Genomic DNA, 21,714 nt, shown 5'->3' with positions numbered 1-21,714 from the left:
CGGTTCCGGTCACCGCTTGAGGCCATGCTGGGCGGCGACGATCTTCGACACCAGTTCGCGCGGGAGCGCACGCCCCAGCAGGAACGGCAGCGGTGCTCTGCTGCCGACGGCGTAGAACTCCCGCGGTCTCGGCGCGACGATCGCATCGACGATCGTGGCCGCAGCCTTGGCGGCCGGAATGCCGCCGCGCTCGTTGGCGTCGAGGTGCTCGAGCATCGTCATCACGTCGTGCGTATAGGGCGACCCCTCTTCGAGGTACTTCGTTCGCCGCAGCCCGATACCCGTGGCGATCGATCCCGGTTCGACGGTGCTCACCCATACGCCGAAGGGTGAGAGCTCCTGCCGAGCCGCCGTGGCGAAAGCGCGCAGAGCCGCCTTCGCCGCAGAATACGAACTGCGGTGGGCCAAAGGGAAGCTGGCGAGCATCGACCCGACCATGATGATGCGTCCCGCCCGCCGCGCACGCATCCCGGGCAGGACGAGTTGGCTCAGTCGAACTGGTCCGAACACGTTCGTGCGGAAGAGCCGTTCGATGGCCACGGCCGGCAGCTCTTCGAACGGACCCGACTGGCTCTCACCGGCATTGTTGATGAGCACGTCGATGCCGTCGAGCAGGCCGCGTTCTTCGAGCTCTGCGGCCAGTCGGTCGGGGCCATCCGGGTCGGCGAGGTCCAGCGGAAGATAGCTGACACCGGGGATTCGGTCGGCAGGGGAGATGCGGTCCGGGTTCCGGCTGGTTGCCAGCACCGTGCAGCCTTTCGCCGCCAGCGCCTCGGCGACGGCTCGACCGATTCCCGAGGTGCCGCCGGTGACTAAGACTGTGAGGGCAGAACGCGCGCTGCCGGTCACGAGTGCGTTGCTTCGCCTCGTGCCGACCCGCTTTCCGGCCGCACAGATGTCACCGCACGACTCGCCTCTTCGGCAGCGCGCCCGGCGCGCAGGCCGGAGAAGATGCACCCGCCGAGGAACGTTCCCTCGAGCGCGTTGTACCCGTGCATTCCGCCGCCACCGAAACCGGTGACCTCGCCGGCGGCGTAGAGGCCCGGAATAGTCTTGCCGGATCCTGCCAGCACCTGCCCGTCGAGGTTCGTCTCCAGCCCGCCGAGGGTCTTGCGCGAAAGCAGGCTCAGACGCACAGCAATGAGCGGACCGTGCGTCGGGTCGAGGATCTTGTGCGGTTTGACCGCACGCACGATCTTGTCGCCCAGATAGGACCGCGCATTGTGGATGGCCTGGACCTGCGCGTCCTTCGAAAACGCGTGTTCGGTCTGCCGGTCCCGCTGCCGGATCTGCTCAACGAGATGGTCGTGATCGATGACCGGCCCGCGGGAGCGTTCGTTCATTCCCGCCACCAGTTCCTCGGTGGTTTCGGCCACGACGAAGTCGGAGCCGTACTTCTTGAAAGCCTCGATCGGTCCCGGCGCATCTGAGGAGCGCACTCGATCGAGCGTGATCCGAATGTCCTTCTCCGTGAGATCCGGGTTCTGCTCCGAACCGGAGAGCGCGAATTCCTTGCGGATGATCGACTCGTTGAGCACGAACCACGAATAGTCGTGTCCGGTCTCAAGGATCGTGCGCATCGTCCGATTCGTATCGAAGCCGGGATAGTTCGGCGCCGGGAAACGATTGCCCTCGGCATCGAACCACATCGACGACGGCCCCGGAATGATGCGGATCCCGTGCCCCGGCCAGATCGGATTCCAGTTCACGATGCCCTCCGTATACGCCCAGATCCGGTCCCGGTTGACGAGGCTGGCTCCGGCATCCTCGGCGATCTGCAGCATCCGCCCGTCCACATGAGCGGGTACTCCGGCGAGCATCGTGTCCGGGAACTCGCCGAGGCGGTCGACCGGCCAGTACTTCTTCATCAGTTCGAAATTGTGTCCGATGCCGCCGGTGGTGACGATGACGGCGGGAGCGCGGAGTTCGAATTCGGCGAGTTCGTCGCGGTTCGATTCGACTCCGCGGGCGGTGTGGCTGGGGGCGAGCGTGCGCCCGCGGACCCCGACGACGGCCCCATTCTCGGTGATGAGTTCGTCGACGCGGTGACGGAAGGCGAACTCGACGAGTCCCGCGGCCTCCGCAGTCTCGACGGGTTCACGGAAGACTCGGACCACCTCGGGGCCGGTGCCCCAGGTGAGGTGGAAACGGGGCACGGAATTGCCGTGTTCGCCCGCCCCGGACCCGCCGCGTTCGGCCCAACCGACGATCGGGGTCAGGCGTAAGCCGAGGTCACGCAGGTAGCGGCGCTTCTCCCCGGCCGCGAACTCGAGGTAGGCCTCCGCCCATTTCCGGGGCCAATGATCCTCGTCGCGGTCGAAGCCCGCCGAGGTGGCCCAGTCGTCCTTGGCGAGCTCGAGCGAATCGTGGATGCGCAATCGCCGCTGTTCGGGGGAGTCGATGAGGAAGAGTCCGCCGAGGGACCAGAACGCCTGTCCGCCCAGGTTCGCGCGGTTCTCCTGGTCGAGGATGAGGACGCGCTTGTCGGCCTTGGTGAGCTCGTGGGCCGCGACGAGTCCGGCGAGCCCGGCCCCGACGATGATCGCATCAGGGGAGCGGCGATCCGGGGCGGAACGATCACCGGGTCCGGCGCTGTCTCCGCCGTCACCAGGTGCGTGGGACGAGCCCGTGCTGTCGAAAGAACTCATCGGCGACTCCTTTGTCGTCTGTGTCGGCTAGTGAACCGACGTCAAGTGTGCGCAGATTGCCCAAAACCGCCGCCGGATTCTGACAATCTGGACACACTTACCTACCAGTAGGTTTCAGTATTGCAGATCTTCCCAGTGTGAAGAGGCGCAGGCGGTCCGAAATCAGGCGCAATTTCGGTCGGTGTCCATCAGCCTTCGAGGGTGCGTTCCAGCCAATCGGCGGCTGCGGCGAATGACTCGTCCGTCGTCGTCGGGTCGACCGGCACCACTGCTCCGTCGGAGCTCGGGTAGCTGCCGAGGAAGTGCAGCTTGAGGGCCGCCCGGTGGACACCTTGCAGGGCCTCGGCCATGCGGGCCTCATGGATGTGTCCGAGCAGGTCGATGGAGAACTGGTAGAGGCCCAACCCGTCACCGGTCGGCCGGGACTCGATGCGGGACATATTGATCCCGCGGCTGGAGAACTGTTCGAGCAGTTCGAGTAGCGAACCCGCCCGGTCCGAGCGCAGGGCGGCCACGACGGTCGTCTTGTCCGCGCCGGTCGGGGCGGGCAGAGGACCCGGGCGGGTGACCACGACGAACCGGGTGACGGCGTCTTTGCGGTCGCCGATGTCCTCGGCGACGATCTCGAGTCCATAGCGCTGCGCGGCCAGGGCCGGGCAGACGGCGGCCATATGGTCGCCGGCGTCATTGGCCAGGTCCCTGGCGGCCGCGGCAGTCGAGGACGTCGGCAGGTAGACGGCTTCGGGAAAGTTCTCGTTCATGAACGCCCGCACCTGCGCCTCGCCGTGCGGGTGCGAACCGAAGGAGGAGATCTCCTCCCTGGTGGTGCCGGGCTTGACGGCGAGGACGAAGCGGACGGGCACGACCACCTCGGCGATGATCTGCAGACGCCCGTTCTCGGTGAGCGCATCGATCGTGGCGGGCACTCCGCCTTCCAGTGAGTTCTCGATCGGCACGACCGCGGCATCGCAGTCACCCTCGTGCACCGCGTCGAGCGCCGAGGGTGCATTGCGCATCGGATGAGTCGTGGCCTCGGCGCGCAGGTTCCGGGAGTCGAGGAAGCTGAGCAGAGCCGCCTCGGTGAAAGTGGCCTCAGGGCCGAGGTACGCGAAACGGTTGAGGCTCACTTGCCGGTCTCCTTGTGTGGATCGGAGGAATTCTGCGTGGATTCGGAAGACCCGGAATCGGCGGGGGTGGAGTCGGCTGACCCCGAGCCGCCGCCCGGCGTCCCGCCATTCCGCTTCGCGCGGAGGCGGCGGACGAGGATCGCGCGGGCGACGTCGCGGTACTGGGCAGCACGGTGCAGCTGGGCTTTCAGATCGCGACCGGTGACGCGATGGTGGAGGTCGCATTCGACCTCTTCCACGCGCAGCCCGGCGTTGACGACATCGATGGTCATGGCCGCCTCGACGCCCCATCCGGCGGCGAACGGCAGGGCCGCGTCGAAGGCCTCCCTCGACAGGCAGCGCATGCCCGACAACGGCTGGGTGGCGTCGAATCCGGAGAGTTCGGCGATGCCCTTCTTCGCCAGTCCGACGACGAAGCCGAAGCCTCCGCCCTTGCGCTTCTGCACGGGCAGGATCGCGATCGTCATGTCCGCCCGACCGGCGAGCACGGGCTCGGCCAGGGGCGCGGTGTTCATGGCGGAGTCCTCAAGGTCGCCGTCGATGAACAGCAGCGCCCGGTGGTGCGGGTCGACGCCCGGATCGGCGTCGGAGATCTCCCGATTGCGCAGTGCGAAGGCTCCGGTCATCATGGCCGCAGCCTTGCCCTTGTTCTTCGGGTGGGTGATGACCTCGGCGCCGGCCCGGCGGGCCAGGGTTCCCGTGTCATCGACCGATCCGTCGTCGACGACGAGGACCATGTCGACCCCGGGGATCTGCTTGGCCGCAGCGACGGTGGCACCGATCCGCTGGGATTCGTTCATCGCGGGGATGATGGCGGCGACCGCCTCGGGGGCGGGGTGCGGCTGTGCGCTCATGTCGGTTCTCCTGTCCGTCACCGGCACCGAGGCGGAGCACCCTTTTCGGGTCCCGCCTCGGTGATGGGGTGGTGACGGATATCAGTGGATGGTCAGCTGGCGGGACACGATGCCCGAGCGGACGCGGCGGGCCTCGGTGCTCATCGGCTCGGTCGTGTTCAGCGCTTCGTCGAGGCGCTTGCCGAACGCGGCGATGGGCTCTTCGACGTCGTCGACCTGGGTGCCGAACTCGAGTTCCCAGACGGGGACGATGATGCCGTGGGCGCGGAAGTAGCCGAGGAAGGTGCCGATTCCGCCGAGGTCGTTGGCGTTCTCGGCCTGCAGGCGGGCCATCGCATCGACGACGCGGTCCTCACCTTCGGGGCGGGCCCAGCGGACGTAGGTGCGGCCGGACATCTCGGTCCAGTAGGCGGAGTCGACGGAGGCGAGCTTCTCGGTCGGGGCCACGGAGTCGTTGGCCTGCTGGAGAGCGGCGGCGACGTCGGCATCGGACTCGGCTTCGGGCAGGACCCAGTAGTCGAAGGTCTCGAGCACGCGGACGTCGAACGGGTGCGAGGTGTCGAGGATGTCCTGCAGACGCGGGCCCTCACCGGGTTCGGTGGTCGCCTCGATGGAGGTGCCGGGTTCGGCGTCGACGGCGGCCAGCAGGCCGCGGGCGACGTCGCGGGAGGCGTCGGTCGAGGATACGGGCACCTGCATTCCGGCCAGGATCTCACCGTCGTCGCGGCGCCAGGCCTGCCATGCGGCGGGCAGCAGGGACGTGATGGTCACCTCGTGGCCGCCGTATTCCTCGGTGAGCTTCGCGGCCGCGGTGGCCGCGGGCACGAGTTCACGCAGGCAGATGAGGTCGGCTTCGAACGGCAGGTCCGCGAACGGACGCGCGACGAATGCCGTGGCCTGCGCCCTGGCGAGGCGTTTGGCGATGAGTTCTTCCTTGGAGCGCTTCGACTTCTTTCCCATGGGATGCAAGTCTAGTCGGTGCGGCGCCTGCCAGGCTGTTGGGTTCGCAGGCGGGCCTGTGGCGGCGGACTCAGACGCGTCGTCCGCGACTGAGCGCAGACTGTCCGGGCTGGGGCGCGACCTTCGGACTCAGCCGTCGTGGCCGACGGGAATGAAGTAGCGCGTGTTGTTCGACTCGTCCATGCGCACCTGCAGCTTGTCGCCCGGATGGGGGAACGCAGAGCGCTCCGGATTGTCGGGGGTCAGCCCGAGCGTCTCCAAGCGGATGATGCCATGGCGGCCCACCTCGTCGGCGGCGAGGACATAGGAGTGGTTGAGTTCGCGGATCGTGACCTCGATGGCCGGATCGGTCGGTTCGTCCGCCTCGGCGAAGGCTCGGGGCGGGGCGGAATTGCCCATGCCCAGATACGCGCCGACATCATCGGCGATGTAGCCGGCCACGGAGTCGGCCTGCGCCATCAGACCTGCGAGGATCACCGACAGCCGTTCCTGCTGGGCATCGGATTTCAGGGCCTGCCCGGGTTTGAAGAGGTGCTCCTCCGCGAGCACGCACCACGCGTCCTGCATGATCGTGCGCAGCTGGAGTTCGACGAGGACGGAAGGCTCGGAATCGAAGGGAACCTCGACGATGAGGTGGCGGCCGCGGTACCCAGAGGGCTTCGGGGTCGTGGAATAGTCGCGCACCTCGGCGATGGAGAGGTTCGTATCGTCACTCACCTCGGTGAGCAGGTCCCACAGGGCCGACTGTTCGCGTTCGGTGCGGCAGATGACGCGGGCGCCGACGACATCGATGACCTGGTTCTCGACCTCGACGGATTCGTGGATCTCGTCGTTGGCATCGGCGAGCTTGCGGCGCAGCTTCTCGCCCGTGCGCAGCCGGTCCTTGATCCGACCGTCGACGACGCGCACTCGATCCCCGGAGAGCAGTGCGGATGGAGCGCGGACGGACTCGACCCAGTCATTGACCGTCTCGAGGGCGGCTCTCCAGGTGGACTCACGCCGGTCGTAGGCTTCGTCGACCAATTCGCGGACAGTTGCTGACATCCTCGTCACCTTCCTAGCTCCTGATTCAACTTCACCAGAAGAGAGGGGAGATGTCTATGGCTTCGACGCTGAAGTTGCGCCGGGGTGCCGAAAGGTGAGACGAAGGTGCCTCAGAGGTCGTAGTCGACGATGACGGGAGCGTGATCGGACGCGCCTTTGCCCTTGCGCTCCTCACGGTCGATCTCGCCTGCGGTCGCTGTCTTAGCCAGCGCCTGCGAGGCGAGCTGGAAGTCGATGCGCATGCCCTGCTTCTTCGGGAAGCGCAGCTTCTGGTAGTCCCAGAAGGTGTAGACGCCGGGTCCGGGCGTGAATTGGCGGGTGACTTCGCTCAGACCCGCGCCGAGCAGATCATCGAAAGCGGCGCGTTCGGCATCGGAGACGTGGGTGGCGCCGTCGAATTCGGACATGTCCCAGACGTCCTCGTCGAGCGGAGCGACGTTGAAGTCACCGCAGAGGACGAGCTTCTTCTCCGGTTCGGCGCTCAACTGGGCGGCGATATCAGCCGTCAGCGCCTTGTACCACTCCAGCTTGTAGCCGTAGTGCGGGTGGTCGAGTTCGCGGCCGTTCGGCACATAGAGCGAATAGACGCGCACATCGTTGCAGGTCACCGACAGCGACCGGGCTTCGACGACGGGTTCTTCCGAGCCGAATGCAGGGATGTCCTTGAACCCGATCTCGGTATCGGCCAGTCCGACGCGCGAGGCGATGGCGACGCCGTTCCACTGGTTGAGGCCGTGATAGCTGACCTCGTAGCCGCGCTCGGTGAACAGCTCCTCGGGGAACTGCGAGTCCTTGCACTTGAGTTCCTGGATGGCCAGGACATCGACATCCGAACGATCCAGCCAGGCCCCGATGCGGTCGTGGCGGGCACGGATCGAGTTCACATTCCACGTAGCGATTCTCACCCTCCCACCCTAAGCCGTCCGCGCCGGAGGTGAAAGCGGGGTGTCGACGGCTCGGGTGGGCCGCCTCGGCGAGGATCTGCCGGAGCCGCACGGGACGGGTATGCGCTTCGCCCCTGCGCCGATCGCGGTGTCGACGGGTCGATAGAATCGGGACCATGCCTGAAGCTCCCAATGAACACCTCGGCCACGACGGTGCCGCCTACCCGGACTCCTACTATGTGCGGCTGTCCGAGGACCGCCTCGTCTCGACTCTGCACAGCCAGGGTGCTTGGCAGCCCGGCGAGCAGCACCTCGCGCCCGCCTCGGGGATAGTGCTCGCCGAGATCGAACGTCGACTGCCCAGCGACAAGCTCATCTCCCGGGTGACCTTCGACGTCCTCGGCGTCATCCACTCCGGCGAGTTCACCATCGATGTCGACGTCGTCCGTCCCGGCCGCACCATCGAACTCGTCGAAGCGCATATGCGTCACGGTGAGCGCACCAGCGTGACCGCTCGGGTGTGGAGACTGCAGGCCTCCGACACCGAGGCGGTCGCAGGCGACGAATGGTCGGCGATGCCGCCCGTGTCCGAAGTGCCCGAGATCCCCTTCACCCACCGTTGGGGCGGCGGCTACATCGCGTCCCTCGAGGGGCGCCAGGGAGCGGACGCCCACCCCGGCTACGCACGGTCCTGGGTGCGCAGTCCCTATCCTCTCGTCGACGGTGAGATCGATCCGCCGACCGCGGCCTTCGTCAAGTTCGTCGACACCGCCAACGGTCTGGCCGTCCGTGAGGATCCGAAGACGACGTTCTTCCCGAACGTCGACCTCTCCATCCACCTCGCTCGCGTGCCCGAGCCCGGCTGGGTCGGCTTCGACACCAAGGTGGCCTTCGGGCCGACCGGACTGGGGCAGACGACGAGCGTGCTCAGCGACGTCGACGGCCCCATCGGCACAGCAGTGCAGTCCCTGACCGTTCGTCGAGGTCAAGGCGCGGTATGAATCCGCGGCCGCGTGCCCTCATCACCGGGGCGAGCTCCGGGCTGGGGCGCGGCTATGCCCGCACCCTGGCCGCCGAGGGCTACGACCTCGTCTTGGTCGCCAGGGACGAGGACCGGCTGAATCAGCTGGCCGAGCAGCTGCGAACCACGCAGAATATCCACGCCGAGGTGGTCGTGGCCGATCTGTCGACCCGTGACGGTATCGACGCGGTCAATGAGATCATCGCGACGCAGCCGATCGATGTGGTCATCAACAATGCCGGCTTCGGGCTGCGCGGGACACTGCTGGATACCGATGCTGCTGATCTCGATGCGCTCGATCGGGTGCTCGCCGGGGCGGTGAGGGAGCTGTCTCTGTCGGCGGCTCGGCGCATGCAGTCCCGCGGTCGCGGGGGAATCATCAACGTGTCCTCGCTGGCGGCGGTGACGACGATGGGACAGTATGCCGCGTCGAAAGCCTCGACTCTGGTCTTCACCGAGGCGCTCGCCGGGGAGCTCAGGGGCGGCCCGGTGACGGTCACCGCCGTTCTGCCTGGCTTCATCCGGACGGAATTCCACAGCCGCCTCGGCGTGGAGCGTCCGGGACCCGGCCCGATCTGGCTCAGCGTCGATCAGGTGGTGCGGGAGTCGCTGCGTGATGCGCGGGCGGGGAAGGTCGTCTCTGTGCCGGGGTGGGGGTATCGCATGGCCGCGCTCGTTGCTCCGGTGGTGCCGCGTCCGCTCATGCGCTGGGGATCGGCCGGATTCTCCTTCGCCCGCACTCGCGATCGCTGAGTCGGGTTTCGACACGTGCGCTCGCCGGCATGACGTGTGCCAGCGGTGGTCGCCCGCACCCGCGATCGCTGAGTCGGGATCCGCGAGATGCGCCGGCGGTCATCGAATCGTGGTCGCATGCTCGCCGCGGGATGTGACCTATATGCAATTTTCGGCAGGGGAAGCACAACTGAGTTGAGGATTGAACTACCGGAGGCTGGGCCTGTGACCAGGGGTTTTATTCTGATTGCTTCTGTGCTATAGAACCCGACGGGATTCAAGACGGAGCGTGAGATTCTTTACAAGCGATACGAAAGTGTGGTCAAATTAATGTGTTCGCCCGGTGGGGATCGGGTGGACACAACGGACGTATGGGGATGCGTCCGGGTACTCGAGGGGAGTGCTGCGAGGACCCCGGGATGTCGCGATTACGCGCCCCGGGGTTCTTGTCATTCACAGCAGTGTTTCGCGACCGCCCGCCTGACTTCAGGTCACTATCGGACATCCGAACTCGAATCTAGGTCACTATCGGACACTTTTCGCGCCCAGAAGTATCCGATAGTGACCTAGATTCGGTGGCCGCATCCGAGGGTGACCTCGCCGTTGCCTGCTGCCGAGACTGAAGCTGCCGGCTTCTGCCGGCAGCGGCGCCATTGGTTGGCGGCGCTACTGGACGCTGACGCTGCGTTGGCGGCGCGAGCGAGTGCGGGCGATGCCGATCTCCAGCGCCACCGCGCTCAGCGGAGCACCGAGTGCCATTGCCGCATTGCCGGCGGCGCGCTCGGCGACTTCGGCGACGACGGCATCGATGTCCGCGCGTTCATCGGCATCGACGTGGATGAGCAGCTCCGGACTCCGCGCGGTGCCGCGCAGAATCACCGTGGCGTCGGATACTCCGTCGGTGGATTCGAGGTCGGCGGCGACCGCCTCGGCGATGACCTCCGCATTCACCGTGGTCAGACCCGTGCGGGCATCGGCCTGCATCCGGAAGGGCTTTGCGAAGTCCTTGCGCGGGACCTGCACGCTCAGCCAGCGGAGCCCGATGATCGCGAGGATGAGGGCCACGACCACGGCGATGAGCGCCGAATAGGGCAGCGCCAGCACCGAGGCGACCGGACCGAGATCCGCTCCCGCCTCCAGGGCAGGGTCGACCGGGGCGGTGAGACCGAACCCGATGGCGAGCACTGCCAGTCCGATGATCAGCGCGATGAGGCCGAGGATGATCAGTCCCGTGCGGTTGGCAGCGGCGGCCGTGCGTCTCATGACTGACTCCTTCTGGCCTGGACCTTCACCGTGGGGGTGCGGTCGAATGAGATCGAGGCGAAGCGTTCCCTGACGGCGGCTTCGACCTCGGCGCGGATCGGCTCAACGTCGCGGATCGGCGTCGAGAACGTCACGATCGTCGACCTCGTGTTCGACGAGGCCCTGACCCCGCTGACGCCGTCGACCCCATCGGCGGCCGCGGCCGCGATCTGCGACAGCGCCGAGGTGGGCAGGGCGACCTCGAAATCACCGATGTGTTCTGACCCAGCGGCTCTCACGCCGAGGATCCGGCGCGCTCCAGGGGAGACACCCAGGACGAAGGCGATGAGTCCGAGCAGAGCCAGGACGATGCCGACCGCGATGACGACTGCGGAATTCCAATGCAGGTTCCCGGCCGCCTCGGCGATGGGAGAATTCGGCGCCTCGATCAGTGCGGCTGCGACGGATCCGAAGCTCACGAATACGGCGATGCCGGCCCAGCCGAGCCCCACGGCGAGGAGCAGCAGGATGAGGGCGACGACCACGGCCGGACCGATGCGGGAGGGCCGCTTGCGCAGCAGTCGTGTGCTCATTGCAGGCGATTCCTTCCTCGATTCGCACCGGAGGATTCCGGGGCGAGCCACCGCACGCTGATGTCGACCTGACGGACGGTGACACCGGTGAGGCGTTCGACTTCGTGACTCAGGGTGGAGCGGACGTGTTCGGTCGTCTCGGCGATGGGGGTGGGGTAGGCCAGGCCCAGCTGGACGGCGAGCGTGCAGCTGCGCCCGGACAGGGTGACATCCACGGACGGGCGCGTGTCCAGGCTGGAACTCGCTCCGATTCCGAAGAGACCCGAGCTCGTGCCGCCGACGCCGGGCAGGTCTTTCAGCACCTGCCCGGCGGTGCGCTCCACGACCTTGTCCGCGATGGTCAGGCCGCCTCGGCGAGCTGGAGCGTCGTCGAGTGTCGGGGCCACGGCGCTACCTCCGCGTGGTCGAGCGCGAGCTCAGCGCGGACAGGTCGAGGCGTCCGTCGAGGACGAGGCCGACGGCCAGACCGAGCCCGCCGCAGATGGCGACGACGAGGAACGCGAGGAAACCGCCGAAGTAGGCGACGATTCCCAGCGTCAGGCCGACGAGGAGTCCGATGAGAGTTTTCGACATGGCATTCCTTCTGCCGAGGTGGTGCTGCGGATGAGGGTCAGTTGAGTTCCGGCGAATCCTTGGCCGGAGCCTCTTCGTCGTCCTCGGGCAGGTGGACGTCGGTGACGTCGATGTTGACCTCGACGACCTGGAGTCCGGTGCCCTGTTCGACGGCGCGGACGACGTTGCGGCGGATCGCCTCGGCGACGTCGACGATGGAGGTGCCGTATTCGACGACGATGGTGAGGTCGATGGCGGTCTGCTTCTCACCCTTCTCCACGGACACTCCGCCGGAAACGTTGGTCTGCGAGCCGGGGATGCGGTCGGTGAAGGTGTCGAAGGCGCGGCGTGCGGCATTGCCCATGCCGAAGACGCCGGGGACTTCGCGGGCGGCGATTCCGGTGAGCTTGGCGACGACGTTCTCAGCGATGGTGGTGGTGCCCATCTCGGTGACGAGCGGGCTGCGCACATCATCGATCTGGGTGGTCTGGGCCTTCTGGTTCGAATCGGACTGCTTGGGTTCCGGCATCGTTCTTCCTTTTCATTGGAGGGGCATGCGGTTCGCAAGTCCTTCGTCTGAAGGATGCTTACACAGGTACAGACGCAGCCTCGATGCAATCCTCACGCAGTGGTCGCAGAGATTTTTCGCCGGAGCGGATTTTTCGCCGAGGCGGCAAGCCGGTTCCGCGGCCTCGTGGCCTACGATGGGGATATGACAAGGGGAGATGATCGTCTCGACATCGTCACCCTGGTCGTGCGCGCTCGAGAGGGCGATATCGCCTCGTTCGAGGCCCTCGTCGACGAATACGAGCAGAAGCTGCTGCGTTTCGCCTGGCGTGCGCTCGGGGATCGACAGGATGCCGAGGACGTCGTTCAGGATACGCTCGTCAAGGCATGGCGATCGCTCGACGCCCTGGCCGAACCCGCGGCCTTCGGCACGTGGATCTACCGGATGGCCTCGAACCGCTGCACCGATATGCTGCGCCGCCGCACATCCCGGCCCTCCGACGCATCGGATCCGGAGGATCTGGGCCATCACGTCGACGGTGCCGCCTCAGTCGAGCGGTCCGTAGAGGCACGCACGGCGCTCGAGCATTTCTCCGGGATTCTGCAGACTCTGTCCTCGGAGCAGCGTGTAACGTGGGTGCTCCACCAGATGGAAGGTCTCAGCTACGCCGAGGTTGCCGAGACCTTGGGAATCAGCGAAGGCAGTGTGCGTGGACGCATCCACCGCGCCCGAACCGCCATCGCCGAGGGCATGGAGGGATGGGTATGAGCGACGAATCCGTCAACGCCACGGACGCTCACCTGCGCGGCATCATCGACGAATACATGGAGGCTTTCGAACCTGACCCCGCGGAGTCCATCGGCCTGCGCGAACGCATCCTCCAGATCGTGCGCGAGGACGCGGTTCTGGCACCGGCCACGAAGCTGACGACCGAGCGCGGCAACCCCTTCCGGATCTCGACGGCGGAGGTGCGCGGAATCATCCGCGAGGCCGTCGACGCAGTTCCCGGGATCCGCGCCCGCAGCGTGAATCTGACCCCCGCGGGCGAGCCGGAGGGCAGTGCCGTCGAGGTGGCGCTGACTGTGATGATGAGCGTGGGGACGGCCTTCGTCTCCGCCGCCGAGGATGTCCGCCGCAGCGTAGCCGGTGCCCTGATCGCGCAGGTGGGAATCCCCGCACTGCGAATCGACGTCACCCTCGAGGACGTCTTCGTCGATGAGGAGGCCGGCGATGACTGAGAAGCCGAGGGTTGTGAAGCCGAGGGTCGAAAGCGGGACCTCACGCGGATTCGACGAGGCGGCGGTCTCGGCCCGCCTGACCGAATCCGTCACCGGAGTCGACGGCGTCACCGGCCTGGCACCGGGGCTGCGCGGCATGATCGCCAACGCGGCCGCTCAAGTGATGCGCCGAACCGGATCCGAACCGCTGCGCGTCGAGGTCTGGCGCACAGGCGAGGATCTCGGCGTCCGGATCGATGCGCATCTCGATGACAGCCGGCCCGTGACCGAGATCGTCGACGAGCTCTTCGCCGTCATCGCCGTCGACCTGCAGGCGGCGGTCGACGGGCCCATCGGGGAGATCGACATCGACGTGCACATCGTCAGCCGCAGCCGCTGAGGTCGTGCGGCGGGCGGCGCTCAAGACGCGAACGGCACAGAAGAAGGCGAACAGCACATGTTTGAAACTGGGCTGTTCGCCTTTTTTCTGGGCTATTGCCGACGGTGCCGTCTGCGGTTGCTCGGCCCGTGCCGCAGAGCGGACGCGGTCTTGTGCGAGTCGGTCGTGGTCCTGCGGAAGACCCCCAGTCCCAGCGGATTCCGCTTTCGGTACACTTTGCTCTCAATTGCCCACTGAGGAAACTGTGCATTTCAGAGAAGGATGTTCCTTAAACGCGTTTCGGCCGTGACTGAAGCGGGTTCACATGCTTTCGGCACAGAGAAAGGTGGATAGCCCACGTATGAATCTGGGCTGTCCACCTTTTTCTGGGCTATTGCCGCCCGGTCGCAGCGGGGTGCCGCCGGGCAGTGGCTCTCTAGATTGCTGCAGTCGCTCAGTTGGCCTTGCTCTTCGAGCGTCCGGTGATGAGGCCCCAGATGATGAGCACGATCAGCGAGCCGCCGATAGCGCACAGCCAGGACGACAGTGAGAAGAACCTATCCATCTGGGCGCCGAAGATCATGCCGCCGAGCCAGCCGCCCAGCATGGCTCCGATGACGCCGAGGATGAGCGTGGCGAAGAAGCCGCCGCCCTGTTTGCCGGGCAGGATAGCTTTAGCGATGGCTCCGGCGATGAGTCCGAGGATGAGGTATGCGATGAAACCCATGTTGCTCACGTCCCTTCTGAGACAGTTGACCGGCCGGGTTGCACGGTGCTGTTGCCACTGTACAACCGAAAAGCAGGTTAAGTGCCAAGTCTTGTTGATCCTTTATGACATCTATACAGACGCAGAGCCAGCCGTATCCTCACGCCCTGGGTCAGCAGGACCAGCCGGATCCTCACGAAGATACTCACATCCGGTGTCAGCGGGCCGCGGCGAAAGGGCGGCTGGGCTCTGAGGCGGGAGGCATTCTGGTCGCTGAAGGGGAGTGCGCCTGGTCACTGAGACGGGGCTGAACGGGCGTGGTCCGACCGCCCAGTAGACTGGAGTTCATGACCGACAGCGCTGACACTCGCCGACAACTGCTCGACCTCATCGACGAACTCGCCGTGGTGCGCGGCAGAGTGACCCTCTCCTCCGGCAAGGAGGCCGACTACTACCTCGATCTGCGTCGGGTCACCCTCGACCACCGCTCGGCACCGCTCGTCGGCGATGTCGTCCTCGACCTCCTCGAGGCTCATGATCTGCTCGACAAGGTCGATGCCGTCGGCGGCCTGACGATGGGCGCCGACCCGGTCGGCACCGCCGTCATGCACCGATCGGTGGTGCGCGGCACCCCGCTCGACTCCTTCGTCGTGCGCAAAGAGGCGAAGAAGCACGGAATGTCCCGTCGCGTCGAAGGCCCCGACGTCGCCGGCAAGCGCGTCGTCGCCGTCGAGGATACGTCGACCACGGGCGGTTCCGTGCTCACCGCCGTCGAAGCGCTCAAGGAAGCCGGCGCCGAAGTGGTCGCCGTGGCCGTGGTCATGGACCGCGACACCGGTGCCAAGGAACGGGTCGAAGCCACGGGAATTCCGTACCTGACCGCGCTGACGACCGCGGATCTCGGACTCGACTGAGGCCCGCCTCGGCGAGGTGGGGCGAGACGGTGCCGCCTCGGCGAACTCGGCTCACCGATCACGACCTGGGACTCGACTGGCAATTCTGTCGAAATCGAGGACGTGGTTTGAAACAAGTCTCTTATTTCAACACGATAGATGAGACACTCCCCAAGAACTGTTTGATGTAAAGGATGACGCGTGCTCACACTGAAAGAGGTTTCCCTGCGCAAAGGGAAGCGGACATATCTGGACGAGGTGAGTTTCACCGCCGAGGCGGGCCGGATCACCGCAGTCGTGGGAACCCGCTCGGCGGGCCGCACCGAATTGGTGCGCATCATCATGGGCCTCATCGCCGCTGATGAGGGCACCATCGAACTCGAGGACTTCGAACTCGACTTCGGCGACCGACAGAACTTCGGCTATCTGCCCGCCGAGCGCGGCGGATACCCGAACATGCGCGTACTCGACCAGATCGTCTACCTCGCCCGCCTGCACGGGATCACCCTGGGCGCGGCCGAACGGAATGCGCTGACCCTGCTTGGCCATCTCGAGCTCGCCGACCGCGGCTACGCACCGCTGAAGAACCTCTCCGGCGCCGAGATCGCCCGCGTCGACATCGCCGCGACCCTGGCCGCCGACCCGGACGTCGTCGTCATCGACGATGCCTTCGCCGGCCTCGACGCCGCCTCGCTGCGCCTGGTCACGTCCCTGCTGCGGGCCCACGCATCCTCGGGTGTGCCTGTCATCCTGGCCACCGACGACTGGGAGGCGGCACAGACGTTCGCCGATGATGTCATCATTCTGAGCCAGGGCAAGGTGACCGCCTCGGGCAGCGTCGAGAAGCTGCTCGGTGACCCGCACTACCGCGTCGAGACGACGGATACCGAGACGGCCGCCTCGGCGCTGAAATCCCGAACGGGAATCAGCGATGTGAAGTCCGTCGGACGCGAGGGCGTGAACTTCCGCGCGAATGATGCGAAGTCAGCCGCCGCTGCCGTGGCCGAGCTGAAGAATGTGAAGAACTTCGAAAGTGTCCGCCCGACACTGTCCGAGCAGTACAAGGAGGCTCTGTAATGGCGCGCAAAGACAATGGTGCGAATGACGAGTCCCCGGAACCGCTCGTGTCCAAGGGCACGGCCGGCGAAGGCATCGACGACCTCGGTGTGCCCGTCGACGACGATGTGATCGAAGACGAGTCCACCGCCGAGGCGGTCGACTCGGACGACGAGGCGACCGCCGCTGGTGCGACCACGGGAGCGGCCGCCTCGGCGAAGAAGGGCACCGAGGCGAAGGACGCGAACGAGTCCGGCGCCACCGCCGGCCTCGACGACGTTCCCTTCGAACTCGCCGAGGACACCCCCGATCCCGACGAACTGCCGGAGACCGGACTGGTCTCGGAGTTCGTCGATGTCGGCAACCGCCAGGCCGCGTGGCTCGTGTCGAACCGTGAGTCCACCACGGCCATGCGCAGCCCCTACTTCCTGGTCACGGCCGCCGTGATCATCCTCGGCGTGCTGGCCGCGATCATCTCCGGAATCGTCGCCGACGTGCAGAAGGACTCGGGCACCCCGACCATGGCGATGGTCGGAGTCGGCGAGCAGGCGGCGATGTACGAACAGCAGCTGGGTGTGAAGATCACCGACGCCAAGGACGCGCCCGCAGCCGAGAAGCTCGTGCGTGAAGGCAAGGTCGACGCTGCGTTCATCCAGGACCCGAGCGGTCAGGGACAGCCGACGATCATCGCCCTCGACAAGCAGCCCGATGCCCTGCTCGAGAAGCTCGCGCCGAAGACCGAGGCGACGCTGCTCGAGACCCCGGCCGTCGACGGTGCCGTGGCCACCCCGCTGCTGTGGGGCATGGTCGCGTTGTCGCTGCTCGTCGTCGCCACCCTGGGGACTGCGCTGTACCAGAACCTGCGCTTGGAGAAGCGCAACCGGATCACCGAGATCATCGCAGCCACGATTCCGCCGCGCGCCTCGGCCTCGGGCCGGGTCACAGGCATGCTGACCCTGGTCGTCGTCCACCTCGTTGCGGCCGCCGTCATCACCGAGCTTGGACTCTCACTGTCGGGTAAGACGTCCCTGGCATTCGCCATGCTGCCGGGCCTGGGCTGGTTCGCGCTGGCACTGCTCCTCACCGCCTGGTCGGTGTTCGCGCTGCTCGTCTGGGCGTCGACCGTCGTCGGCTCCAAGGTACGCGCCACCTTCCTCACGATCATCGGCGTCATCACCGTGGCGGGCTTCTTCGCTCCGGTCATCATCGGCCCCTCGGGCACCGTCGCGAAGGTGCTGTCGTGGACGCCGTTCACCTCGCCGCTGGGCATCGCCGGCCGCTCCTTCGCCGGTCAGGCCGAGTGGTGGGAGGGCCTCGTCGCCGCCGGCATCGCCCTGGTCCTCGCCGTCATCCTCCATGCTCTGGCCTCGGGTGCGTACGTGCGCTCGGTGCTGTCCGGTGGCGGTCGCGGCGGCAAGACCGTGAAGATGAGCAAGCGCGCGCAGAAGGTCGGTGCCACCACCTCGGCGAAGGGCGCCGCGAAGTCGGACTCGAGCGCCGATGACGCGGATGATGCCGATTCGGACGACACGGACGACGCGGATGCGGACTCGGACGACGCGAAGTCGGCGGCCACCTCGGCGAAGGAATCCGGCGCGAAGAAGTCAGGCGTGAAGTCCGGCGGAGAAGACGAAAAGGACGCGAAGTCGGCGGATGATTCCCGCGACGACAAGTGACCGAAAGCGCTGAACCGCAGGTGGGGGTCGGTCCATGGACCGGCCCCTGGCCTGTGGGCGAGCACTTCGATCCGGAGCTGCTGGCTCAGGGTGATCGGCGCAATGTCGTCGACAAGTATCGGTACTGGAAGCACGATGCGATCGTGGCCGACCTCGATGCCTCGCGGCACGATTTCCACGTCGGAGTCGAGAACTGGCAGCACGACCTCAACATCGGTTCGGTCGTGCGCACCGCCAACGCCTTCAACGCCGCAGCCGTGCACATCGTCGGCAGACGCCGCTGGAACCGGCGTGGAGCGATGGTCACCGACAAGTACCAGCACGTCATCCACCATCCGAGCGTGGACGACCTGCTCAGCTGGTGCGCCGAGAACGACGTGCCTCTGCTGGGCATCGACAACTTCCCGGACTCCGTGCCGCTGGAAACCTACGACCTGCCTCGGCGCTGCCTGCTGCTGTTCGGCCAGGAAGGACCGGGACTGAGCGAGGTAGCGCACCAGGCGAGCCGCGACGTGCTCTCGATCGCGCAGTACGGTTCGACACGGTCGATGAACGCCGCAGCCGCCGCCGCGATCACCATGCACTCCTGGATCCGCCGGCACGTGTACGACCAGCCCGTGAACTGACTTCTCTGCCGGCAACGGAGGCCTCGCAGGGGAGGATTTGGTCTCCCTGGGGAAGTCCCGTCCTCCTCGTACAGGAGGCCGCGGTCTCGCCGAGGAGGCCCTGGCTAAGCTATTGAACGAACTCGACGATTCAACAGGTGTTGCAACGACAGCTTGAATCCGCCGCGCTCAGATCAACGCGGATCGCCCCAACAATCCAACTCTGCCGGAGCGCGGTGGACCGAGACGCCGTCACGGAGGTTGCCGACCGGCATACTGAGACGAAGAAGCGCCGAGGCGGCACGACGATTATCGTGCCGCCTCGGCGCTTCCGTGCTGCCGGGAGCCGGCTGCCTCGGTGGGCGTTGATAGGCCCCGACGACGCAGCGCCGCACCCTCGAGGTCGAACGTGCGGCGCTGAAGCGCCGCTGCCTCAGCTGAGGTCGGCGGCGTGGGGTTCGATGAGTCCGCCGAGTTCGGCGAGCTCCGCGGTCAGCGAATCCGAGTCGTCGAAGGTGCGGGTCATGACCGTCAGGCGCTTGGCGTAGTGACCGATGGGGTATTCCATGGTCATGCCGATGCCGCCGTGCATCTGGATCGACTCCTGGCTGATGTTGCGAGCAGCCCGGTCGACGACGATCTTCGCGGCGATGACGTCGCGGTGGCGGTCCTTCTCGGCGCCCGGAACTTCGGAAGTCACGGCCAGGCGAGAGTACAGAGCCATGCTGCGCGCGTACTCGAGTTCGGCGTAGAGATCGGCGGCGCGGTGCTGCAGGGCTTGGTTCGCACCGATCGGAGCACCGAACTGCTCACGGGTCTTCAGATACTCGGCAGTCATCGTCAGAGAGGCTTCGAGCGCACCGACGGCCTCAGCCATGATTGCAGCGTTGCCCAGGTCGAGGACCTCGGACAGCACGGCGTTGGCGTCGGCTGCGTCGAGGCGCTGGGCGGCGACCCCCTCGAGCTTGAGGTTCGCGCTTCCCAGACCATCGGCCTGGCGCTGAGCCACACGGGTCAGACCCTCGGCATCGGCGGCGACGAGGTAGAGGCCCAGCTCGCCGTTCTGCGTGGCGGTGACGACGAAGTGGTCGGCGACGTCTCCGCCGAGCACATTGTTCTTCTCACCGGTGAGGGTGAAGCTGCCGTCGGCACCGGAGACCTGAGTCTGCGGAGCGTCGACTGCGTAGCGCAGTCCGGGCTCGAGCGCTGCGAGAGCGAGGAAGGTCTGGCCCTCTGCCACACCGGGCAGGATGGCCTGTTTCTGCTCCTCGCTGCCGCCGAGCAGAACGGCATTGGCACCGAGGACTGCGGTAGCCAGGAACGGTTCGAGGACGAGTGAGCGACCGAACGCCTCGGCGACCACGGCCACCTCGTTGAAGGTCATGTCCGCGCCGCCGTAGGACTCGGGAATCGCAAGTCCGAGCAGACCCATCTCGGCGAAGGCCTGCCACTTCTCGCGGGAGATGCCCTCGTCGCTGCGAAGGATCTCTTCGCGCTTGGCGATGTCGTACTCGCTGCGCAGGTACTTGTTCAGTGTGCTGGCGAGTTCTTGCTGAATGTCGTTGAGTTCAAGATCCATTGTTGTCCTTCTTGGGAGATCGAGTGAGCGTCGGTACCTCAGAGACCGAGCAGTGCCTTCGAGATGATTCCGCGCTGCACCTCGGACGAACCGCCGTAGATGGTGACCTTGCGGGTGTTGAAATAGCCGGGCAGTGCGTCGACGGCACCATTGGGCAGATCGGACAGGCCCTGGCCCTGCACACGGTCGGAGACGAAGTCGAGACCCTGCGGACCGAGTACGTCGACGAGGAGTTCGGAGATGTCCTCCTGCAGCTGGGAGCCCTTGAGCTTGAGCACCGACGAGCGCGGATCCGGCTTGTCGGATCCCGAGGCCTGGGTGGAAAGGATCCTCAGCTGGGTCATCTCGAGAGCGGTGAGTTCGGCTTCGATCTTCGTCAGACGAGCGGAGAACAGGGGATCGTCGAGCAGAGTGCCGCGAGCGGTCTTCGTCACCGCGGCATAGGCCTTGGCGCGGGCGAGGTTGACCTTCGAGCCGCCGATGCGGGCGATTCCGGTGCGCTCGTTGCCGAGGAGGAACTTCGCGTAGGTCCAGCCCTTGTTCTCTTCGCCGACGAGGTTCCGGACGGGCACCTCGACATTGTCGAAGAAGACTTCGTTGACCTCGTGGCCGCCGTCGATGAGCTGGATCGGACGGACGGTGACGCCGGGGGTCTTCATGTCGATGAGCAGGAAGGAGATGCCGGCCTGCTTCTTCACGTCCGGGTCGGTGCGCACCAGGTTGAAGATCCAGTCGCCGTACTGGCCCAGGGTCGTCCAGGTCTTCTGACCGTTGACGATGTACTTATCGCCCTGGCGCACCGCAGTCGTCTTGAGCGAGGCGAGGTCCGAACCGGCGTTGGGCTCGGAGAATCCCTGCGACCACCAGATGTCGATGTTCGCGGTGGCGGGCAGGAAACGTTCCTTGATCTCCTGCGAGCCGAAGGTGGCAATGACGGGTCCGACCATGGAGACGTTGAACGGCAGCGGCTGCGGAACGCAGGCCAGCTGCATCTCTTCGAGCCAGATGTGACGCTGCACGGGAGTCCAGTCCTGGCCGCCCCATTCGACCGGCCAGTTCGGCACGGCGTAGCCGTGCTGGTTGAGGATCCGCTGCGAGGTGACTATGTCATCCTTGCTCAGCTCCTGGCCGGTGGCGACCTTGAAGCGGAGTTCCTCAGGGATCTCCGTGCGGTAGAACTGACGCATCTGCTGCGCGAATTCGCGCTCTTCTGCATTCAGTAGTGTGTCCATGCGAACTCCTTATAGATCGTTCAGTAACTTTCCTCCAATGGTACGGTCCGGTGTTCGGGCTCACAAGTGGGCGAGGGGTGCGTGGGGCGTCGATTGTGCCATCTGCGAATAGTGCGAAGTCGCCTTCGGGGGCAGTGCCCAGCGGTCTCCTTCTTGACAGGCTGCCCGGCGGTCGGGGAGCCCTGAAGCGATCAGAAGGAAGCTTT

Annotated in this window: 24 protein-coding genes; 9 read left to right on the top strand and 15 right to left on the bottom strand. The window is 66.1% G+C overall.

Features of this window, described 5'->3' with window-relative positions:
- Positions 1-9: 9 nt before the first annotated feature.
- The 7 genes from D3I60_RS01035 to D3I60_RS01005 all read right to left on the bottom strand — a co-directional run bounded on the left by D3I60_RS01035 (position 10) and on the right by D3I60_RS01005 (position 7,538).
- Positions 10-849, bottom strand: coding sequence for an SDR family NAD(P)-dependent oxidoreductase (locus tag D3I60_RS01035; protein ID WP_262774188.1), 840 nt, complete (start codon positions 847-849; stop codon positions 10-12).
- A complete protein-coding gene (locus tag D3I60_RS01030; RefSeq protein ID WP_262774186.1) occupies positions 846-2,648 on the bottom strand; it encodes an FAD-binding dehydrogenase in 1,803 nt (600 codons plus the stop codon). Before D3I60_RS01030 ends, D3I60_RS01035 begins: the two co-directional genes overlap by 4 nt.
- 188 nt (positions 2,649-2,836) lie before the next feature.
- A complete protein-coding gene (gene pheA, locus D3I60_RS01025) occupies positions 2,837-3,775 on the bottom strand; it encodes a prephenate dehydratase (protein WP_262774184.1) in 939 nt (312 codons plus the stop codon).
- A complete protein-coding gene (locus D3I60_RS01020) occupies positions 3,772-4,629 on the bottom strand; it encodes a glycosyltransferase family 2 protein (RefSeq protein ID WP_262774183.1) in 858 nt (285 codons plus the stop codon). The genes pheA and D3I60_RS01020 overlap by 4 nt, the downstream gene beginning before the upstream one ends.
- 81 nt (positions 4,630-4,710) lie before the next feature.
- On the bottom strand, positions 4,711-5,589 hold the full coding sequence (locus tag D3I60_RS01015; protein WP_262774181.1) for a DUF5926 family protein: 879 nt from the start codon (positions 5,587-5,589) through the stop codon (positions 4,711-4,713).
- Positions 5,590-5,718: 129 nt separating this feature from the next.
- A complete protein-coding gene (locus tag D3I60_RS01010) occupies positions 5,719-6,633 on the bottom strand; it encodes a GTP pyrophosphokinase (RefSeq protein ID WP_262774179.1) in 915 nt (304 codons plus the stop codon).
- A 110-nt stretch (positions 6,634-6,743) separates the two neighbouring features.
- A complete protein-coding gene (locus D3I60_RS01005; protein ID WP_262774177.1) occupies positions 6,744-7,538 on the bottom strand; it encodes an exodeoxyribonuclease III in 795 nt (264 codons plus the stop codon).
- A gap of 155 nt (positions 7,539-7,693) precedes the next feature.
- Here D3I60_RS01005 and D3I60_RS01000 point away from each other — a divergent pair, with 155 nt between their 5' ends.
- Positions 7,694-8,518, top strand: coding sequence for a thioesterase family protein (locus D3I60_RS01000; RefSeq protein WP_262774176.1), 825 nt, complete (start codon positions 7,694-7,696; stop codon positions 8,516-8,518).
- Positions 8,515-9,291, top strand: coding sequence for an SDR family NAD(P)-dependent oxidoreductase (locus tag D3I60_RS00995; RefSeq protein WP_262774174.1), 777 nt, complete (start codon positions 8,515-8,517; stop codon positions 9,289-9,291). Before D3I60_RS01000 ends, D3I60_RS00995 begins: the two co-directional genes overlap by 4 nt.
- 645 nt (positions 9,292-9,936) lie before the next feature.
- Here the strand turns inward: D3I60_RS00995 and D3I60_RS00990 are convergent.
- Genes D3I60_RS00990 through D3I60_RS00970 form a run of 5 tightly spaced genes read right to left on the bottom strand, consistent with a single transcriptional unit; the run spans position 9,937 to position 12,186 of the window.
- The gene (locus tag D3I60_RS00990) at positions 9,937-10,533 is read right to left on the bottom strand and encodes an alkaline shock response membrane anchor protein AmaP (RefSeq protein WP_262774172.1); all 597 of its coding nucleotides are present in this window, start codon (positions 10,531-10,533) and stop codon (positions 9,937-9,939) included.
- Positions 10,530-11,105, bottom strand: coding sequence for a DUF6286 domain-containing protein (locus D3I60_RS00985; RefSeq protein WP_262774170.1), 576 nt, complete (start codon positions 11,103-11,105; stop codon positions 10,530-10,532). The genes D3I60_RS00990 and D3I60_RS00985 overlap by 4 nt, the downstream gene beginning before the upstream one ends.
- Positions 11,102-11,491: an Asp23/Gls24 family envelope stress response protein gene (locus tag D3I60_RS00980; RefSeq protein WP_262774168.1), complete on the bottom strand. Its 390-nt coding sequence runs from the start codon at positions 11,489-11,491 to the stop codon at positions 11,102-11,104. The genes D3I60_RS00985 and D3I60_RS00980 overlap by 4 nt, the downstream gene beginning before the upstream one ends.
- A 4-nt stretch (positions 11,492-11,495) precedes the next feature.
- A complete protein-coding gene (locus D3I60_RS00975; protein WP_135541803.1) occupies positions 11,496-11,678 on the bottom strand; it encodes a DUF2273 domain-containing protein in 183 nt (60 codons plus the stop codon).
- Positions 11,679-11,715: 37 nt separating this feature from the next.
- Complete coding sequence (locus D3I60_RS00970) at positions 11,716-12,186, bottom strand: Asp23/Gls24 family envelope stress response protein (protein WP_262774165.1); 471 nt, start codon at positions 12,184-12,186, stop codon at positions 11,716-11,718.
- 183 nt (positions 12,187-12,369) lie between these two features.
- On the opposite strand from D3I60_RS00970, the gene D3I60_RS00965 reads away from it, so the two are divergent.
- Genes D3I60_RS00965 through D3I60_RS00955 form a run of 3 tightly spaced genes read left to right on the top strand, consistent with a single transcriptional unit; the run spans position 12,370 to position 13,782 of the window.
- Positions 12,370-12,933 (top strand): RNA polymerase sigma factor, encoded by a 564-nt coding sequence (locus D3I60_RS00965; protein WP_262774163.1) that lies wholly within the window; start codon positions 12,370-12,372, stop codon positions 12,931-12,933.
- Complete coding sequence (locus D3I60_RS00960) at positions 12,930-13,403, top strand: hypothetical protein (RefSeq protein ID WP_262774161.1); 474 nt, start codon at positions 12,930-12,932, stop codon at positions 13,401-13,403. The genes D3I60_RS00965 and D3I60_RS00960 overlap by 4 nt, the downstream gene beginning before the upstream one ends.
- Positions 13,396-13,782 (top strand): hypothetical protein, encoded by a 387-nt coding sequence (locus D3I60_RS00955; RefSeq protein ID WP_262774159.1) that lies wholly within the window; start codon positions 13,396-13,398, stop codon positions 13,780-13,782. Before D3I60_RS00960 ends, D3I60_RS00955 begins: the two co-directional genes overlap by 8 nt.
- A 433-nt stretch (positions 13,783-14,215) precedes the next feature.
- Here the strand turns inward: D3I60_RS00955 and D3I60_RS00950 are convergent, their stop codons facing one another.
- Entirely contained in the window at positions 14,216-14,488 is a 273-nt protein-coding gene (locus D3I60_RS00950) for a GlsB/YeaQ/YmgE family stress response membrane protein (protein ID WP_262774157.1), read from the bottom strand.
- A gap of 326 nt (positions 14,489-14,814) precedes the next feature.
- Between D3I60_RS00950 and pyrE the strand changes: the two genes are divergently transcribed.
- From pyrE to D3I60_RS00930, 4 genes are all read left to right on the top strand, one after another.
- Positions 14,815-15,381, top strand: coding sequence for an orotate phosphoribosyltransferase (pyrE, locus tag D3I60_RS00945; RefSeq protein ID WP_062862586.1), 567 nt, complete (start codon positions 14,815-14,817; stop codon positions 15,379-15,381).
- Positions 15,382-15,561: 180 nt separating this feature from the next.
- A complete protein-coding gene (locus tag D3I60_RS00940; RefSeq protein WP_262774151.1) occupies positions 15,562-16,437 on the top strand; it encodes an ABC transporter ATP-binding protein in 876 nt (291 codons plus the stop codon).
- Positions 16,437-18,092: an ABC transporter permease gene (locus tag D3I60_RS00935; RefSeq protein ID WP_262774149.1), complete on the top strand. Its 1,656-nt coding sequence runs from the start codon at positions 16,437-16,439 to the stop codon at positions 18,090-18,092. Before D3I60_RS00940 ends, D3I60_RS00935 begins: the two co-directional genes overlap by 1 nt.
- The gene (locus D3I60_RS00930; protein WP_262774148.1) at positions 18,089-18,718 is read left to right on the top strand and encodes a TrmH family RNA methyltransferase; all 630 of its coding nucleotides are present in this window, start codon (positions 18,089-18,091) and stop codon (positions 18,716-18,718) included. Before D3I60_RS00935 ends, D3I60_RS00930 begins: the two co-directional genes overlap by 4 nt.
- Before the next feature lie 412 nt (positions 18,719-19,130).
- Here the strand turns inward: D3I60_RS00930 and D3I60_RS00925 are convergent, their stop codons facing one another.
- Both D3I60_RS00925 and D3I60_RS00920 read right to left on the bottom strand, forming a co-directional pair.
- Positions 19,131-20,276, bottom strand: a complete 1,146-nt coding sequence (locus D3I60_RS00925) for an acyl-CoA dehydrogenase family protein (RefSeq protein WP_262774146.1) — start codon at positions 20,274-20,276, stop codon at positions 19,131-19,133.
- A gap of 38 nt (positions 20,277-20,314) precedes the next feature.
- A complete protein-coding gene (locus tag D3I60_RS00920) occupies positions 20,315-21,508 on the bottom strand; it encodes an acyl-CoA dehydrogenase family protein (RefSeq protein WP_262774144.1) in 1,194 nt (397 codons plus the stop codon).
- Between the last annotated feature and the right edge of the window lie 206 nt (positions 21,509-21,714).

This window comes from Brevibacterium permense (assembly GCF_025506275.1).
GTDB classification, from domain to species: Bacteria; Actinomycetota; Actinomycetes; order Actinomycetales; family Brevibacteriaceae; genus Brevibacterium; species Brevibacterium permense_A.
The sequence above is the reverse complement of the archived record's forward strand: the minus strand, read 5'-3'. Positions and strand labels throughout refer to the sequence as shown.

What these genes read in the sequence shown, in the direction of transcription:
- D3I60_RS01030 (WP_262774186.1), bottom strand. Translation starts at nt 2,648, where the DNA reads ATGAGTTCTTTCGACAGCACGGGCTCGTCCCACGCACCTGGTGACGGC.
- D3I60_RS01020 (WP_262774183.1), bottom strand. Translation starts at nt 4,629, where the DNA reads ATGAGCGCACAGCCGCACCCCGCCCCCGAGGCGGTCGCCGCCATCATC.
- D3I60_RS01015 (WP_262774181.1), bottom strand. Translation starts at nt 5,589, where the DNA reads ATGGGAAAGAAGTCGAAGCGCTCCAAGGAAGAACTCATCGCCAAACGC.
- D3I60_RS01010 (WP_262774179.1), bottom strand. Translation starts at nt 6,633, where the DNA reads ATGTCAGCAACTGTCCGCGAATTGGTCGACGAAGCCTACGACCGGCGT.
- D3I60_RS01000 (WP_262774176.1), top strand. Translation starts at nt 7,694, where the DNA reads ATGCCTGAAGCTCCCAATGAACACCTCGGCCACGACGGTGCCGCCTAC.
- D3I60_RS00995 (WP_262774174.1), top strand. Translation starts at nt 8,515, where the DNA reads ATGAATCCGCGGCCGCGTGCCCTCATCACCGGGGCGAGCTCCGGGCTG.
- D3I60_RS00990 (WP_262774172.1), bottom strand. Translation starts at nt 10,533, where the DNA reads ATGAGACGCACGGCCGCCGCTGCCAACCGCACGGGACTGATCATCCTC.
- D3I60_RS00985 (WP_262774170.1), bottom strand. Translation starts at nt 11,105, where the DNA reads ATGAGCACACGACTGCTGCGCAAGCGGCCCTCCCGCATCGGTCCGGCC.
- D3I60_RS00975 (WP_135541803.1), bottom strand. Translation starts at nt 11,678, where the DNA reads ATGTCGAAAACTCTCATCGGACTCCTCGTCGGCCTGACGCTGGGAATC.
- D3I60_RS00970 (WP_262774165.1), bottom strand. Translation starts at nt 12,186, where the DNA reads ATGCCGGAACCCAAGCAGTCCGATTCGAACCAGAAGGCCCAGACCACC.
- D3I60_RS00965 (WP_262774163.1), top strand. Translation starts at nt 12,370, where the DNA reads ATGACAAGGGGAGATGATCGTCTCGACATCGTCACCCTGGTCGTGCGC.
- D3I60_RS00960 (WP_262774161.1), top strand. Translation starts at nt 12,930, where the DNA reads ATGAGCGACGAATCCGTCAACGCCACGGACGCTCACCTGCGCGGCATC.
- D3I60_RS00955 (WP_262774159.1), top strand. Translation starts at nt 13,396, where the DNA reads ATGACTGAGAAGCCGAGGGTTGTGAAGCCGAGGGTCGAAAGCGGGACC.
- D3I60_RS00950 (WP_262774157.1), bottom strand. Translation starts at nt 14,488, where the DNA reads ATGGGTTTCATCGCATACCTCATCCTCGGACTCATCGCCGGAGCCATC.
- pyrE (WP_062862586.1), top strand. Translation starts at nt 14,815, where the DNA reads ATGACCGACAGCGCTGACACTCGCCGACAACTGCTCGACCTCATCGAC.
- D3I60_RS00935 (WP_262774149.1), top strand. Translation starts at nt 16,437, where the DNA reads ATGGCGCGCAAAGACAATGGTGCGAATGACGAGTCCCCGGAACCGCTC.
- D3I60_RS00925 (WP_262774146.1), bottom strand. Translation starts at nt 20,276, where the DNA reads ATGGATCTTGAACTCAACGACATTCAGCAAGAACTCGCCAGCACACTG.
- D3I60_RS00920 (WP_262774144.1), bottom strand. Translation starts at nt 21,508, where the DNA reads ATGGACACACTACTGAATGCAGAAGAGCGCGAATTCGCGCAGCAGATG.